The 13940-nt window shown below is 64.3% G+C and carries 11 protein-coding genes; 8 read left to right on the top strand and 3 right to left on the bottom strand.

Features of this window, described 5'->3' with window-relative positions; genetic code table 11:
- Window positions 1–73: 73 nt before the first annotated feature.
- From LOY53_RS01070 to LOY53_RS01045, 6 genes are all read left to right on the top strand, one after another.
- Window positions 74–1315 carry an SfnB family sulfur acquisition oxidoreductase gene (locus LOY53_RS01070; RefSeq protein WP_252826407.1) on the top strand — a complete coding sequence of 414 codons (1242 nt, stop codon included), beginning with the start codon at window positions 74–76 and terminating at the stop codon, window positions 1313–1315.
- A gap of 139 nt (window positions 1316–1454) precedes the next feature.
- Window positions 1455–2636 (top strand): SfnB family sulfur acquisition oxidoreductase, encoded by a 1182-nt coding sequence (locus LOY53_RS01065; RefSeq protein ID WP_252826406.1) that lies wholly within the window; start codon window positions 1455–1457, stop codon window positions 2634–2636.
- A complete protein-coding gene (locus tag LOY53_RS01060) occupies window positions 2636–4027 on the top strand; it encodes an LLM class flavin-dependent oxidoreductase (protein ID WP_258703496.1) in 1392 nt (463 codons plus the stop codon). Before LOY53_RS01065 ends, LOY53_RS01060 begins: the two co-directional genes overlap by 1 nt.
- Entirely contained in the window at window positions 4020–4820 is an 801-nt protein-coding gene (locus LOY53_RS01055; RefSeq protein ID WP_085273879.1) for a MetQ/NlpA family ABC transporter substrate-binding protein, read from the top strand. The genes LOY53_RS01060 and LOY53_RS01055 overlap by 8 nt, the downstream gene beginning before the upstream one ends.
- 1 nt (window position 4821) lies before the next feature.
- On the top strand, window positions 4822–5931 hold the full coding sequence (locus LOY53_RS01050; RefSeq protein ID WP_099452613.1) for a methionine ABC transporter ATP-binding protein: 1110 nt from the start codon (window positions 4822–4824) through the stop codon (window positions 5929–5931).
- Window positions 5921–6565, top strand: coding sequence for a methionine ABC transporter permease (locus tag LOY53_RS01045; protein WP_008096606.1), 645 nt, complete (start codon window positions 5921–5923; stop codon window positions 6563–6565). The genes LOY53_RS01050 and LOY53_RS01045 overlap by 11 nt, the downstream gene beginning before the upstream one ends.
- Before the next feature lie 118 nt (window positions 6566–6683).
- Here LOY53_RS01045 and dibA read toward each other — a convergent pair whose 3' ends face one another.
- A complete protein-coding gene (dibA, locus tag LOY53_RS01040) occupies window positions 6684–8579 on the bottom strand; it encodes a phosphodiesterase DibA (RefSeq protein WP_252826403.1) in 1896 nt (631 codons plus the stop codon).
- A 147-nt stretch (window positions 8580–8726) separates the two neighbouring features.
- Here dibA and desA point away from each other — a divergent pair, with 147 nt between their 5' ends.
- Entirely contained in the window at window positions 8727–9911 is a 1185-nt protein-coding gene (gene desA, locus LOY53_RS01035) for a delta-9 fatty acid desaturase DesA (protein ID WP_258703495.1), read from the top strand.
- A gap of 141 nt (window positions 9912–10052) precedes the next feature.
- Window positions 10053–11042 (top strand): sensor domain-containing diguanylate cyclase, encoded by a 990-nt coding sequence (locus tag LOY53_RS01030; protein WP_027595157.1) that lies wholly within the window; start codon window positions 10053–10055, stop codon window positions 11040–11042.
- A 157-nt stretch (window positions 11043–11199) separates the two neighbouring features.
- Here LOY53_RS01030 and LOY53_RS01025 read toward each other — a convergent pair whose 3' ends face one another.
- Window positions 11200–12426 (bottom strand): response regulator, encoded by a 1227-nt coding sequence (locus LOY53_RS01025; protein ID WP_258703494.1) that lies wholly within the window; start codon window positions 12424–12426, stop codon window positions 11200–11202.
- A 136-nt stretch (window positions 12427–12562) separates the two neighbouring features.
- A complete protein-coding gene (gene gabT / locus LOY53_RS01020; RefSeq protein WP_027595155.1) occupies window positions 12563–13840 on the bottom strand; it encodes a 4-aminobutyrate--2-oxoglutarate transaminase in 1278 nt (425 codons plus the stop codon).
- Window positions 13841–13940 lie beyond the last annotated feature (100 nt).

The raw sequence follows: 13940 nt of genomic DNA, 5'->3' as shown, positions 1-13940 counted from the left end.
TAGGAATGGTCAGGATCACAATCACCCCAGTGCGTATCGCCAGGGCATTGAGTGCAGCCAAGGAGCGGTACTGATGTCCAGCCAGCCAAATACCCTTTTCCACAGCGACGTCGACAGCTCGCCTCTGTTGCTGCCAGCCAAGGTCCTGCGCAACGACGCCGAGGCCCTGCAAGCCGCACGCGAGCTGGCCGACGTGGCCCGTGAGCAGGCCGCACGCCGCGACCAGCAACGCAAACTGCCGTGGGCAGAGATCGAGCAGTTCACCCGCAGCGGCCTGGGCAGCATCAGCGTACCCAAAGCCTATGGCGGCCCCGATGTCTCGTTCGAAACCGTGGCGGAAGTCTTCCGCCTGATCAGTGCCGCCGACCCGGCCCTGGGGCAGATCCCGCAGAACCAGTTCGGCATGCTGCAGTTGCTGCGCCTGACCGCCACCGAAGCACAGCAGGCGGTTATCTTCCGCAGCGTGCTGGACGGCTGGCGCATCGGCAATGCCGGCCCCGAGCGCGGCACCAAAGACACCCTGACCCTGAAGGCGAAGATCACCCGCGTAGGCGACGGTTATCGCATCAGTGGTGAAAAGTTCTACTCCACGGGCGCCCTGTACGCCCACTGGGTGGCGGTCAAGGCACTGGACGACGAAGGCCGCCAGCGCCTGGCCTTCGTCCGCCGCGGCAGCCCTGGGCTGCGCATCGTCGATGACTGGTCTGGGTTCGGCCAACGCACCACCGCCAGCGGCACCGTGCTGCTCGACCAGGTACCGGTCGATGCGGAGCTGGTGATCGACAACTGGCGCCAGCGTGACACGCCGAATATCCAGGGCGCAGCTTCGCAGTTGATCCAGGCAGCCATCGACGCCGGCATCGCCGAAGCGGCCATCGATGATGCCATCAGCTTTGTGCGCGACAAATCGAGGCCCTGGATCGAGGCCAAGGTCGAGCGCGCCAGCGACGACCCGTACGTGATCGCCGACATCGGCCGCCTCAAGCTCGAGCTGCACGCTGCCGAGGCGCTGCTACGCAAGGCGGCGCGGGTGCTCGATGAGGTCAATGCCGCACCCATCGACGCCGCTTCTGCGGCCCGCGCGTCGATCGCCGTGGCCGAGGCCAAGGTGCTGACCACCGAGGTCTCCTTGCAGGCCAGCGAAAAGCTGTTCGAGTTGGCCGGCAGCCGCGCCACCCTGGCCGAGTTCAACCTCGACCGCCACTGGCGCAACGCCCGCGTGCACACCCTGCATGACCCGGTGCGCTGGAAGTACCACGCGGTGGGCGCTTACCACCTGAACGGCAGCCTGCCTGCGCGGCATTCCTGGATCTGATTATTGGCCCTGGGGCCGCTTCGCAGCCCAATCGCCGGCAAGCCGGCTCCCACCTTCAGAGCGCTACCGCCGAACATGTGGGAGCCGGCTTGCCGGCGATTGGGGCGCGGAGCGGCCCCCAAGGCCCCGGAGAAACACTATGACCACAAACATCATCACCAGCGACACCCAAGCCCTGGCCATCGCCGAAGACATCGCCCAGCAACTGCGCCGCGACAGCGCCCTGCGCGACCGCGAGCGCCGCCTGCCCCATGCCGAACTCGACCTGTTCACCCGCTCCGGCCTGTGGGCCATCAGCGTGCCCAAGGCCTTCGGCGGCGCCGGTGTGTCCAACGTCACCCTGGCCAAAGTCATCGCCCGCATCGCCCAGGCCGACGGCTCCCTGGGGCAGATCCCGCAAAACCACTTCTATGCCCTGGAAGTGCTGCGGGTAAACGGCAGCCCTGAACAACAGCAACGCCTGTACGCCGAAGTGCTGGCCGGCCGGCGCTTTGGCAATGCCTTGGCCGAACTGGGCACCAAGACCGCCAACGACCGCACCACCCGCCTGAGCCGCGACGGTGATGGGTTCCGTATCAATGGGCGCAAGTTCTATTCCACCGGTGCCCTTTACGCCCAGCGCATCCCGACCTCGGTGATCGATGACGATGGCGTGCAACAATTGGCCTTCGTCCCCGCCGACAGCCAAGGCCTGCAGGTGATCGACGACTGGAGCGGCTTCGGCCAGCGCACCACCGGCAGTGGTTCGGTGGTATTCGACAACGTGTGGGTCAGCGCCCAAGACGTAGTGCCCTTCCAGAGCGCCTTCGAACGCCCGACCCCGGTCGGCCCACTGGCACAGATTCTCCACGCCGCCATCGACACCGGCATCGCCCGCGCCGCCTACGAAGATGCCCTGCACTTCGTGCGCACCCGCAGCCGCCCCTGGGTCGACTCGGGCCTGGACAAGGCCAGCGAAGACCCCCTGACCCTGAAAAGCTTCGGCCAACTGGCGATCCGCCTGCACGCCTCCGAAGCCCTGCTCGAACGCGCCGGTGAATACCTCGACCGCGCCCAGCAAGACAGCAGCGTCGATAACGTCGCCGCCGCCTCCATTGCCGTGGCCGAAGCACGCGCCATCAGCACCGAGATTTCCCTCGCCGCCGGCACCACGCTGTTCGAACTGGCCGGTAGCCAGGCCACCCTCGCCGAGCACAACCTCGACCGCCACTGGCGCAACGCCCGCGTGCACACCCTGCACGACCCGGTGCGCTGGAAGTACCACGCCATCGGCAACTACTACCTGAACAACGAAAACCCGCCGCGCCGGGGGACGATCTGATGGCCAAGCAGATTCTGCTCAATGCCTTCAACATGAACTGTATCGGGCACATCAACCATGGCCTGTGGACCCACCCGCGGGACACCTCGACCCAGTACAAGACGCTTGAATACTGGACCGACCTGGCACGCCTGCTGGAACGGGGCTTGTTCGACGGCCTGTTCATCGCCGACATCGTCGGCACCTACGACATCTATGGCCAGTCCCTGGAGGTAACGCTCAAGGAGTCGATCCAGCTACCGGTCAACGACCCCTTGCTGTTGGTGTCGGCGATGGCCGCCGTCACCCGCAACCTGGGCTTCGGCCTTACCGCCAACCTCACCTACGAGGCGCCTTACCTGTTCGCCCGGCGCCTCTCCACGCTCGACCACCTCACCAATGGCCGGGTCGGCTGGAATATCGTCACCGGCTACCTCGACAGCGCGGCCCGCGCCATGGGCCTGGCGCAGCAACCCGAGCATGATCGGCGCTACGACCAGGCCGACGAGTACCTGCAGGTGCTGTACAAACTGCTCGAAGGCAGCTGGGCTGACGATGCCGTGGTCGCCGACCGCGAGCAGCGCATCTACGCCCAGCCCGACAAGGTGCGCAAGGTCAGCCACCACGGTGAGTTCTACAACGTCGAGGGCTACCACCTGTGCGAGCCCTCAGCGCAACGCACACCGGTGTTGTTCCAGGCGGGCAGTTCCCCGCGCGGCCTCGCCTTTGCCGGCAACCATGCCGAGTGCGTGTTCATCAGCGGCCAGGACAAAACCGCCACCCGCGCCCAGGTCGACAAGGTGCGCGCGGCCGCCAAGGCGGCGGGTCGCGATCCGCAGGCGGTCAAGGTGTTCATGGGCATCACGGTGATCGTCGCCCCCACTGAGCAACAGGCCCAAGCCAAGCATGCCGAATACCTGCGCCATGCCAGCCCCGAGGCCGGCGTGGCGCACTTTGCCGCCTCCACCGGCATCGACTTTGCGGCCTATGGGCTGGACGAGCCGATCGGCTTCAGCAAGGGCAACGCCATTCAGTCGGCCACGCGCCAGCTGCAGGAAAACGCCTGGACCCGCCGCCGCCTGCTTGATCAGCACGCCCTGGGCGGGCGCTACGTGACCCTGGTCGGCACGCCTGGACAGGTCGCCGATGCCCTGATCGCCTGGCTCGACGAAACCGGGCTGGACGGCTTCAACCTGACCCGCACCGTCACCCCAGAAAGCTTTGAGGACTTCATCGACCTGGTCATCCCGCAGCTACAACAGCGTGGCCGCTACAAGACCGCCTACGCCGAGGGCACCCTGCGCGAGAAGTTGTTCGACACCGACCACCCGCACCTGCCCGCCAGCCATCCCGGCTCGCGCTACCGCTTTACCCCAACCCCTGCCCCGACTGGAGCCCTGCACCATGCTTGAGAAACTGTTCCGGCCCGTCGCGGCCATTGCGGTCACCCTTGGCCTGTCCGCCAGCGCCTTCGCCGCCGAGCCGTTGAAAATCGGTACCACCTCCGCCTTTGCGATTCCCCTGGAAACCGCCGTGGAAGAAGCCCACAAGCAAGGCCTGGACGTGAAGCTGATCGAGTTCAGCGATTGGATAGCCCCCAACGTCAGCCTCAACAGCGGCGACATCGACGTGAACTACTTCCAGCACATCCCGTTCCTGGAAAACGCCAAGGCCGCTGCGGGCTTCAACCTGGTGCCCTACGCGCCAGGCATCATCAACAACGTCGGTCTGTACTCGAAAAAGTACAAAAGCTTCGCCGAGCTGCCCGAAGGCGCCAGCGTGGCCATCGCCAACGACCCGATCAACAGCGGCCGGGGCCTGCAGTTACTGGCCAAGGCGGGGCTGATCACGCTTAAACCTGGGGTCGGCTACAAGGCCACGGAAGACGACATCATCGCCAACCCCAAGCACCTTAAAATCCTTCAGGTCGAGGCGGTGCAACTGGTCCGCGCCTATGATGACGCCGACCTGGTTCAGGGCTACCCGGCCTACATCCGCCTGGCCAACAGCTTCGACGCCACCTCCGCGCTGCTGTTCGATGGCCTGGAAAACAAAGAGTACGTGATCCAGTTCGTCATTCGCCCGCAAAGCAAGGACGACCCGCGCCTGGCCAAGTTCGTCGATATCTACCAGCACTCGCCCGCGGTGCGCGCGGCCTTGAACAAAGCCCACGGCAACCTCTACCAGGCCGGTTGGGAGGGCTGACATGAGCCAGGCCAGCGCGCTCAGGGCGCCGACACCCCAACCATTGCCGCCAACGGCCAAGGAACAGGCCCTGCGCCCAGAGGTCAACGAAGCCCACGTGCGCTTCATCGGCCTCGGCAAGACCTACCCTGGCCAGGCTCAGCCTGCCTTGCAAGGCATCGACCTGAACATCCGCCATGGCGAGGTCTTCGGCATCATCGGCCGCAGCGGCGCCGGCAAGTCGTCGCTGCTGCGCACCATCAACCGCCTGGAGCAACCCAGCCAGGGCCGCGTGCTGATCGACCAGGTGGACATCGCGCCCTTCGACGAGGACCGCTTGGTTGCGCTGCGCCGGCGCATCGGCATGATCTTCCAGCACTTCAACCTGATGTCGGCCAAGACCGTGTGGCAAAACGTCGAGCTGCCGCTGAAAGTGGCCGGTGTGCCCAAGGCCGAGCGCCAGCGCAAGGTGCGCGCACTGCTGGAGCTGGTCGGCCTGCAGGAAAAGCACCACGTCTACCCCGCGCAGTTGTCGGGCGGGCAAAAGCAACGCGTCGGCATCGCCCGGGCGCTGGTGCACGACCCCGAGATCCTCTTGTGCGACGAGGCCACCTCGGCACTCGACCCTGAAACCACGGCCTCGATCCTTGAACTGCTGCGTGACATCAACCAGCGCCTGGGCCTGACCATCGTGCTGATCACCCATGAAATGGCGGTAATCCGCGATATCTGCCACCGCGTGGTGGTGCTGGAGCGCGGCGAAGTGGTCGAGCAAGGGGAAGTCTGGCGGGTATTCGGCACACCGCGCCATGAAGTGACGCGGACCTTGCTCGCACCCTTGCAGGCCAAGCTGCCCGCGACTTTGCAGGCCAGCCTCAAGGCCAGCCCGCAGAGCCGCGACAGCGCCGTGGTGCTCAAGCTGACTTTGCTCGGCGAGCCGGAGCTTTCTGCGCTGTTCACCGACCTCGGCGGCCGTGTGCGCCTGCTGCAAGGTGGCGTTGAAACCATCGGTGAGCATGCCCTTGGGCAGTTGATCCTGTCGGTGCAGCATTCGCCACACGACACCCACCAATTGCTGGAGCGTGCCCGCCGTTGGGCCGAAGACGTGGAGGTACTGGGCCATGTGGTTTGATCGCCTGCTTGAAGGCTTGCTCGACACCCTGCTGATGGTCGGCGTGTCGTCGCTGATCGCGCTGTTGGTCGGTGTACCGATGGCGGTGCTGCTGGTCACCAGCGACAAGGGCGGCATCTTCGAGGCACCGCTGCTGAACCGGGTGCTGGGGGCGTTCGTCAACCTGTTCCGCTCGATCCCGTTTCTGATCCTGATGGTCGCGCTGATCCCCTTCACCCGCCTGGTGGTAGGCACCACCTATGGCGTGTGGGCGGCCGTGGTGCCGCTGACCATCGCCGCCACCCCCTTCTTTGCCCGGATTGCCGAGGTGAGCTTGCGCGAAGTGGACCACGGCCTGGTGGAAGCGGCGCAAGCCATGGGCTGCCGGCGTTGGCACATCGTCTGGCATGTGCTGCTGCCTGAGGCGCTGCCCGGCATCGTCGGGGGGTTCACCATTACCCTGGTGACCCTCATCAACTCGTCAGCCATGGCCGGGGCGATTGGCGCCGGTGGGCTGGGCGACATTGCCTATCGGTATGGGTATCAGCGCTTTGACAGCCAAATCATGCTGACCGTGATCGCCATGCTGGTGGCGTTGGTGGCGTTGATTCAACTGGGTGGGGATCGGCTGGCGAAGGGGTTGAACAAGCGGTGAGCCGTTAACGGTCCGGCGCCCCGGCAAGGCTGCTTCTATAGGGGTCGCGATTCTTGTTGGAGCGGCCTTGCGTCGCGAATGGGCTGCGAAGCAGCCCCAGGATCTCACCGGCGACCCATCACCCCCAAGGTAGATCCTGCGCCGGCACCGGCCGGCCGAACCAGTAGCCCTGGCCCAACTGGCACTGCTCCTGCAGCAGGAAGCTGGCCTGCTCTTGCTGCTCGATGCCCTCGGCATGCACGTGCATGCCCATGCTGCGGGCCAGGGCAATGATCACCCGCACGATCGCGATGTCGTCATCGTCATGAGGCAGGCCCGCGACAAACCCCTGATCGATCTTCAGCTTCTGCACCGGCAAACGCTTGAGCCGCAGCAGCGATGAATACCCCGTGCCAAAGTCGTCGATCGCCAAGGTCACGCCCAGTTCACGCAGGCGATGCAGCTGCTCCAGCGCCACTTCCGGGTCTTCCATCACCGCACTCTCGGTGACTTCCAGCTCCAGCATCGCCGGGGCCAGGCCGGTTTCGTGCAGCACTTCGGCCACCTGCCGATACAACGCGTGCTGGCCAAACAGACGGCTTGAGATATTCACCGCGACAAACGCCAGCTGCCGGCCTTCGCGCTGCCACTGCACCATCTGCAGGCAAGCCTGACGCAGCACCCAAGTGTCGATTTCGGCAATCAACCCGGTGCGCTCGGCGATCGGTATGAACTCGCTCGGCGGCACCAGGCCGCGCTGTGGATGCGCCCAGCGCACCAGGGTCTCGACCCCTACCCGCTCGGCCGTGGCCAGGTCATGCACCGGCTGGAAGTACACCCGCAGTTCATCCTGCTCCAAGGCACGGCGCAGCTCGCCCGCGGTTTCCACCCGGTGCTGGGCGTGCGCGGTCAGCTCTTCGGTGTACAGCGCATAGCAGGCGCGCCCGCTGCTCTTGGCCTTGAACAGTGCCGCGTCGGCATTGCGCAGCAACTGCTCGGTACCCAGCGCATCGCTGGGGAACAGGCTGATGCCGACGCTGACACTGATGAACAGGCGATGACCATCGAACACGAACGGCTCGCGCATACGCTCGATGATGCGTTGCGCCAGCTTGCCCGCCTGGCCGACTTGCTGGCAGTTCTCCGCCAGTACACCGAACTCGTCCCCCCCCAGCCGCGCCAGGGTCACCCCATTGCCCACCACCTCGCCCAGGCGCTCGCCCACCAGCTTGAGCAACTGATCGCCGATGGTGTGGCCAAGGCCGTCGTTGATGCTCTGGAAATGGTCCAGGTCGAGCAGCAGCAAACCGCAACCGCGTTTGTTGGCTTGCGCCGTCACCAGCGCCTGCTCGACGCGGTCGGTGAACAGCAGGCGGTTGGGCAGGCCGGTCAACGGGTCGTGATGCGCCAGGTAAGCCAGTTCCTGCTCGGTATGCTTGATCGCACTGATGTCGCTGAAGACCGCCACGTAATGGCTTAGCTCGCCAGCGTCATCGCGTATGGCGCAGATCGTCTGCCATTGCGGGTAGATCTCGCCGCTTTTGCGGCGGTTCCAGATCTCGCCGCTCCATTCGCCCTTTTCGGCCAGGGTGGCAAAGATCTGCTGATAGAACGACGCGCCATGGCGGCCCGACTTGAACTTGTTCGGGCGCTGGCCAATGACCTCGTCCTGCTGGTAGCCGGTGATACGCATGAAGGCGCGGTTGACGTGCACGATCAGGCCTTGGCGGTCGGTCACCAGCACCCCTTCGAGGGTACTGTCGAACACCGCCGCCGCCATGCGCAGCCGCTCGCGGTCTTCGCAGCGCAGGCGCGCGCCAATGCCGATGAAATTGAGCAGCCGTGCCCGCGACACGAAAATCAGCACCGCGCTGAACAAGACCCAGATCACCACATTGATCTGCCGCCCCACCGTCAGTGCCAGCGGGTCGTCAGTCATGCCATGCAGGAGCATCTCTGCCAGCACCAGCCAGAGGATCGACAGCACCACATAGAGCGCAGCCATGCGCAAGGCGTCGCGAACGGAAACAGACATGTCGGGTGGAATGGCCCATGAACAAAGAGCGCGCATTATAAAGGGTGAAACATGTCGTGACGTCCTATCTGAAAGGGTGACTGGTTTTATTTCCCTGCCAAGGGATAATCAGACCCTTCCCCTGTGTTCTCGAGGGTTTTAACACCTATGTGGTACAACGGCCTGCTCGACTTGTCGGCCTGGCAACTGGTCGGCATCACTTTGTTGATGACCCATGTGACCATCGTCAGCGTCACGGTTTACCTGCATCGCTACTCCGCGCACCGGGCCTTGGAGCTCAACGGCGCGCTCAAGCATTTCTTCCGTTTCTGGCTGTGGCTGACCACGGCGCAGAACACCCGCGAGTGGACCGCCGTCCACCGCAAGCACCACGCCAAGTGCGAAACCCCGGACGACCCGCACAGCCCGGTGCACAAGGGTTTGAGCACGGTCCTGCGCAAAGGCGCCGAGCTCTACCGCGAAGAGGCACGCAACTCCGAAACCCTGCGCATCTACGGCAAGAACTGCCCGGACGACTGGATCGAGCGCAACCTCTACTCGCGGTTCAAGCTGGGCGGCATTGCCCTGCTGGCGGTGATCGACTTGCTGCTGTTCGGCACCATTGGCATCACCATCTGGGCGGTGCAGATGATGTGGATTCCGTTCTGGGCCGCTGGCGTGGTCAATGGCCTGGGCCATGCCGTCGGCTACCGCAATTTCGAATGCCGTGACGCCGCCACCAACCTGGTGCCGTGGGGCATCGTCATCGGTGGCGAAGAGCTGCACAACAACCACCACACCTACCCCAACTCGGCCAAGCTGTCGGTAAAACGCTGGGAATTCGACATGGGCTGGGCCTGGATACGCCTGTTCTGCTTCCTGCGCCTGGCCAAGGTGCAGCGCGTGGCGCCGATCGCCCACAGGGTCGAAGGCAAGGCCAACCTGGACATGGACACTGCCATGGCGATCCTCAACAATCGCTTCCAGATCATGGCCCAGTACCGCAAGCTGGTGATCGGCCCGCTGGTGCAGCAAGAGCTGGCCAAGGTCGACGCGTCGATGCGCCACCGTTTCCGCCGCGCCAAGCGCCTGCTGTCGCGGGAGACCAGCCTCTTGGAAGACCGCCACCACGTGCGCATCGAGACGCTGCTCGCGCATAGCCAGGCCCTCAAGGTCATTTACGAAAAACGCCTGGCCCTGCAGCAAATCTGGGCACGCACCAGCGCCAATGGCCACGACATGCTCGCGGCCATGAAGGACTGGGTGCACGAGGCCGAAGCCAGTGGCATCCATGCCCTGCACGACTTCGCCGCACAACTTAAAACCTACTCCCTGCGCCCAACCGGCGCCTGACCGCCGTTGATCGGCACGCCCTTCTGGCAGGGCGTGCCGCCTGGAACTTCCCCCCCTGCCCACCACTCCAATTCGGCACATCGCCCGCGTGGCGGGCCTGATGCTGGCCGCACGCTCACTTGTCGAGACTCGCTCGTGCACATGGCCAAGAACATTCCAACTTCCCTGCCCGGCACCCCACCTCCAGAGGCCGCCAAGACCTTGCTGGCCCTGCTGCACGCCCAAGGCGAAGTCGCCCGCCTGAGTGAACGCGAACAACTCTTCAGTTCGTTGCTGGACAGCGTCAATGCCGTACTCTGGGCCTTTGACTGGGAAGCTCGCCAGGTGCTCTACGTCAGCCCGGCCTACGAACGTATCTTTGGCCGCCCGATCAGCCTGGTGCTGGCCGACTACAACGAGTGGCGCGACAGCATCTACCCCGACGACCTGGAGTACGCCGAGCGCAGCCTGGCCCAAGTGCTGCTCAAAGGCTCGGTGGAAGATCGCGAATACCGCATCCTCAATGCCGAAGGCCAGGTACGCTGGCTGAGTGACAAGTGCTACATCAACCAGCACCGCGAGGGCGAACAGCGGGTCATCGTTGTCGGTATCGCCGAAGACATCACCGAAAAGAAGCAACTCGAAGGCGAACTGCATCGCCTGGCCACCACCGACGTGCTGACCCAGAGCAGCAACCGCCGGCACTTCTTCGAATGCGCCCAGCAGGCCTTCGACAGCGCCCGCGAGGACGGCACGCCACTGGCCTTCCTGCTGCTGGACATCGACGATTTCAAACAGATCAATGACAGCTACGGGCACCAGGAAGGCGACCAGGTACTGCAGCGTATCGCCGACAGCGGCAAAGCCGTGCTACGGCGAGGGGACCAGTTTGGACGTATTGGAGGCGAGGAGTTTGCGGCCGTGTTCCCAGGCTGTAATGCACAGGTGGCCGAGCAGATCGCCGAGCGTTTGCAGCGAGAGATCCAACGGCTGAGCTTCAGCCACGACGAGCACGTTTACGGGGTGACCGTGAGCCAGGGGCTGACGGCGTTGACGGATGAGGATGAGTCGCTGGACAGCCTGTTCGCCCGCGCCGATGCGGCGATGTATCGGGCCAAGCGGCAGGGGAAGAATCAGATTGTGCGGGGCTAAACTCAGCACAGGCCATGCACGATTTGTAGGAGCGGCCTTGCGTCGCGAAAGGGGCGCGTAGCGGCCCCAGGCTTTCAGCTTCGCCGCCGATATTGCCGGGGCTGCTTCGCAGCCCTTTCGCGACGCGAGGCCGCTCCTACAAGAATCGCACGTGATGTCAGATGGAGGCTTCGTCCTGCGGCTTCTCCACTTTGCGCAACCGGCCCAGCTCCGCCAAGCCGAGCTTGAGCAGCCGTGCAGTCTTGTTACTGGCAACCTGCTCCAACCCATGCTCAGCCGGAAGCCGTGACAATTGCCCGGCCAGGTTCATCGCCAGGATCTCCCGCGAATACACGCCACCGCCCAGTTGGTAGATGGCCGCAATCAGTTCACGCAGTGCCAGCGGCAAGCGCCAGCGCGTGCGCAGCGCCGAACCGAATGCCGCGCCGTATTCATCGAGCGACTTGCGGACCGTGCCCTCGTCCAGCTCACCACCGGCCAGGCGCCACTCTTGCAGGCAGCGCAGCACCGCCAGGTCGCCCAGGCAATGCAACAGCCCGGCGCAGTAACAACGCCCTTCATCCAGTTCTAACATCCGCGCCAGGCTGCGGCCGTATTCAGCGCAGTGCAGCGAGAGGTTCCAGAAGTGCGCCGCGTGCTGCGCAAGCAAGGGGTCGCTTAGCCGTGCACTGCGCTTGAGGGTCATGCCCAGGATCAGGTTCATGCTCTGGGTGCTGCCAAGCTTGTTCAACGCCTGCAGCAACGTTTGCACGGGCGCGTCGCGGTGCAGGGCGGCGCTGTTGGCGGCGGCGATCAGCACCGCGGTAACCTGCGGGTCGTTGCGCACTTCCTCTTCAAGCACCTTGAGGTTCAGGCCCTGAGGGTTCAGCGCGCGCTTGATCGCCACCTGCACATCGGCGAGCAGCGGCCCGCCATCGGCCGTTGCGCGGCGCTGCTCGAGGTAACCGGCCAGGCTGGCACCCGGCTGCAAAGGCGGCACCGGGCAGGCGATTTCTTCGCCGACGGCTAGCAGGAGTTCTTCCAGGCGCTTGCGCAGGTTATCCAGGTTCAGGGGCTTGCTTAGGTAAGCGGTGGGGTGCAGGGGCAACGCTTCGCGCACGCTGGCACTGTCGCTGCGGCTGCTCATGAGAATGAACGGCAACCCCGGGCCCTTGGCGCGGACCTTGCGCAGCAGGTCGAGGCCATCGACGCCGGCCAGCTCACGCGCAGCGATGATCAGGTCGGGCTTGCTCGACAGCGCGCTCAGCGCCTGCGAGCCATCGGCGCAGACCTGCAGACGGGCGTCGCAACGCACGCTGAGCAGCATCTCCTTGAGCATGTCACGCACCCACGGGTCGCCCTCGACAATCAGTACGCAAGGTGGGGTGGGGTCTACAGCGCTCATGGCCAACTCCTGAATATCCCTGACACGCAATCCGTCGCAGCTTCCAAGGCAAGTCCTGCGTCAACGATAGCGTTCATCGCGTTTTCTGGGCACAAAAAAAACCCGCCGAGGCGGGTTTTTTCTGAAGCGTGTCACATTAGGCGAGTTCGGCGAAGCACTCTTCGATGATCGCCAGGCCTTTGTCCAGCAGTGCGTCTTCGGCGGTCAGCGGGACCAGAATACGCAGGACGTTGCCGTAGGTGCCGCAAGACAGCAGGATCAGACCCTTGTCACGTGCCTTGGCAACCACTTGGCCAACGGCAGCAGCATTCGGGGTGTGAGTGCCTTTCTCGAAGACTTCGACGGCAATCATCGAGCCCAGACCACGGATGTCACCGATGATTGGGTTCTTTTCCTGGATCTTGCGCAGGCCAGTTACCAGGTGCTCACCAACAGCCTTGCTGCGGTCCAGCAGTTTTTCTTCTTCGAACACTTCGATCACGGCCAGGGCCGCAGCGCAAGCGATCGGCGAACCGGCGTAGGTGCCGCCCAGGCCGCCTGGTGCGATGGCGTCCATGTACTCGGCCTTGCCGCACACACCGGCCAGCGGGAAGCCGCCAGCGATGGATTTGGCGAAGGTGGTCAGATCAGGCGCAACGCCCATCTGTTCCATGGCGAAGAAGGTGCCAGTACGGCCAGCGCCGGTCTGCACTTCGTCGGCGATCAGCAGGATGCCGTGCTGGTCGCACAGGGCGCGCAGGCGCTGCATCAGCTCTTTCGGCGCTGGCAGGAAGCCGCCTTCGCCTTGTACGGGCTCGAGGATGATCGCGGCGATGTCCTTAGGCTCGGCATCGTTCTTGAAGATGCGCTCAACCGAGGCGATGGCGTCGTCGACGCTCACACCGTGCAGTTCGTTCGGGAACAGTGCGCGGAAGATGCCGCCTGGCATCAGGCCCATGCCAGCGGAGTACGGCACGACCTTGCCGGTCAGGCCCAGGGTCATCATGGTACGGCCGTGGTAGGCGCCGGTGAAGGCGATCACGCCAGCGCGGCCAGTGGCGGCACGGGCGATCTTGACGGCGTTTTCAACGGCTTCGGAGCCGGTGGTGACCAGCAGGGTCTTCTTGTCGAAGTCGCCTGGGACCAGCTTGTTGATCTTTTCGCACAGCTCTACGTAGGGTTCGTAGGCCAGCACCTGGAAGCAGGTGTGGCTGACTTTGGTCAGCTGCTCTTGCACGGCTGCAACCACTTTCGGGTGCAGGTGGCCGGTGTTCAGCACTGCGATGCCGCCCGCGAAGTCGATCAGTTCGCGGCCTTCAACGTCGATCACCGTCGAGTTCTTCGCGGTGTCTACGAAGATCGGGTGGATTTGGCCGACGCCACGTGGGACGGCGGCTACACGGCGTTGCATCAAGGATTCGTTGGTCTTGCTCATAATGCCCTCATTGCGCCGATCAGAATGGCGCTTTTATTCGGGGGTGGCTGGGAGTGCTCGCGCACAGTATTCGTTGATCGACTGCCGTGAACGCCCTGGC

Source organism: Pseudomonas sp. B21-031, from assembly GCF_024748985.1.
GTDB lineage: Bacteria > Pseudomonadota > Gammaproteobacteria > Pseudomonadales > Pseudomonadaceae > Aquipseudomonas > Aquipseudomonas kermanshahensis.
The sequence above is the reverse complement of the archived record's forward strand: the minus strand, read 5'-3'. Positions and strand labels throughout refer to the sequence as shown.

Coding starts and splice junctions, on each gene's coding strand:
- LOY53_RS01070 (WP_252826407.1), top strand. CDS start 74: ATGTCCAGCCAGCCAAATACCCTTTTCCACAGCGACGTCGACAGCTCG.
- LOY53_RS01065 (WP_252826406.1), top strand. CDS start 1,455: ATGACCACAAACATCATCACCAGCGACACCCAAGCCCTGGCCATCGCC.
- LOY53_RS01060 (WP_258703496.1), top strand. CDS start 2,636: ATGGCCAAGCAGATTCTGCTCAATGCCTTCAACATGAACTGTATCGGG.
- LOY53_RS01055 (WP_085273879.1), top strand. CDS start 4,020: ATGCTTGAGAAACTGTTCCGGCCCGTCGCGGCCATTGCGGTCACCCTT.
- LOY53_RS01050 (WP_099452613.1), top strand. CDS start 4,822: ATGAGCCAGGCCAGCGCGCTCAGGGCGCCGACACCCCAACCATTGCCG.
- LOY53_RS01045 (WP_008096606.1), top strand. CDS start 5,921: ATGTGGTTTGATCGCCTGCTTGAAGGCTTGCTCGACACCCTGCTGATG.
- dibA (WP_252826403.1), bottom strand. CDS start 8,579: ATGTCTGTTTCCGTTCGCGACGCCTTGCGCATGGCTGCGCTCTATGTG.
- desA (WP_258703495.1), top strand. CDS start 8,727: ATGTGGTACAACGGCCTGCTCGACTTGTCGGCCTGGCAACTGGTCGGC.
- LOY53_RS01030 (WP_027595157.1), top strand. CDS start 10,053: ATGGCCAAGAACATTCCAACTTCCCTGCCCGGCACCCCACCTCCAGAG.
- LOY53_RS01025 (WP_258703494.1), bottom strand. CDS start 12,426: ATGAGCGCTGTAGACCCCACCCCACCTTGCGTACTGATTGTCGAGGGC.
- gabT (WP_027595155.1), bottom strand. CDS start 13,840: ATGAGCAAGACCAACGAATCCTTGATGCAACGCCGTGTAGCCGCCGTC.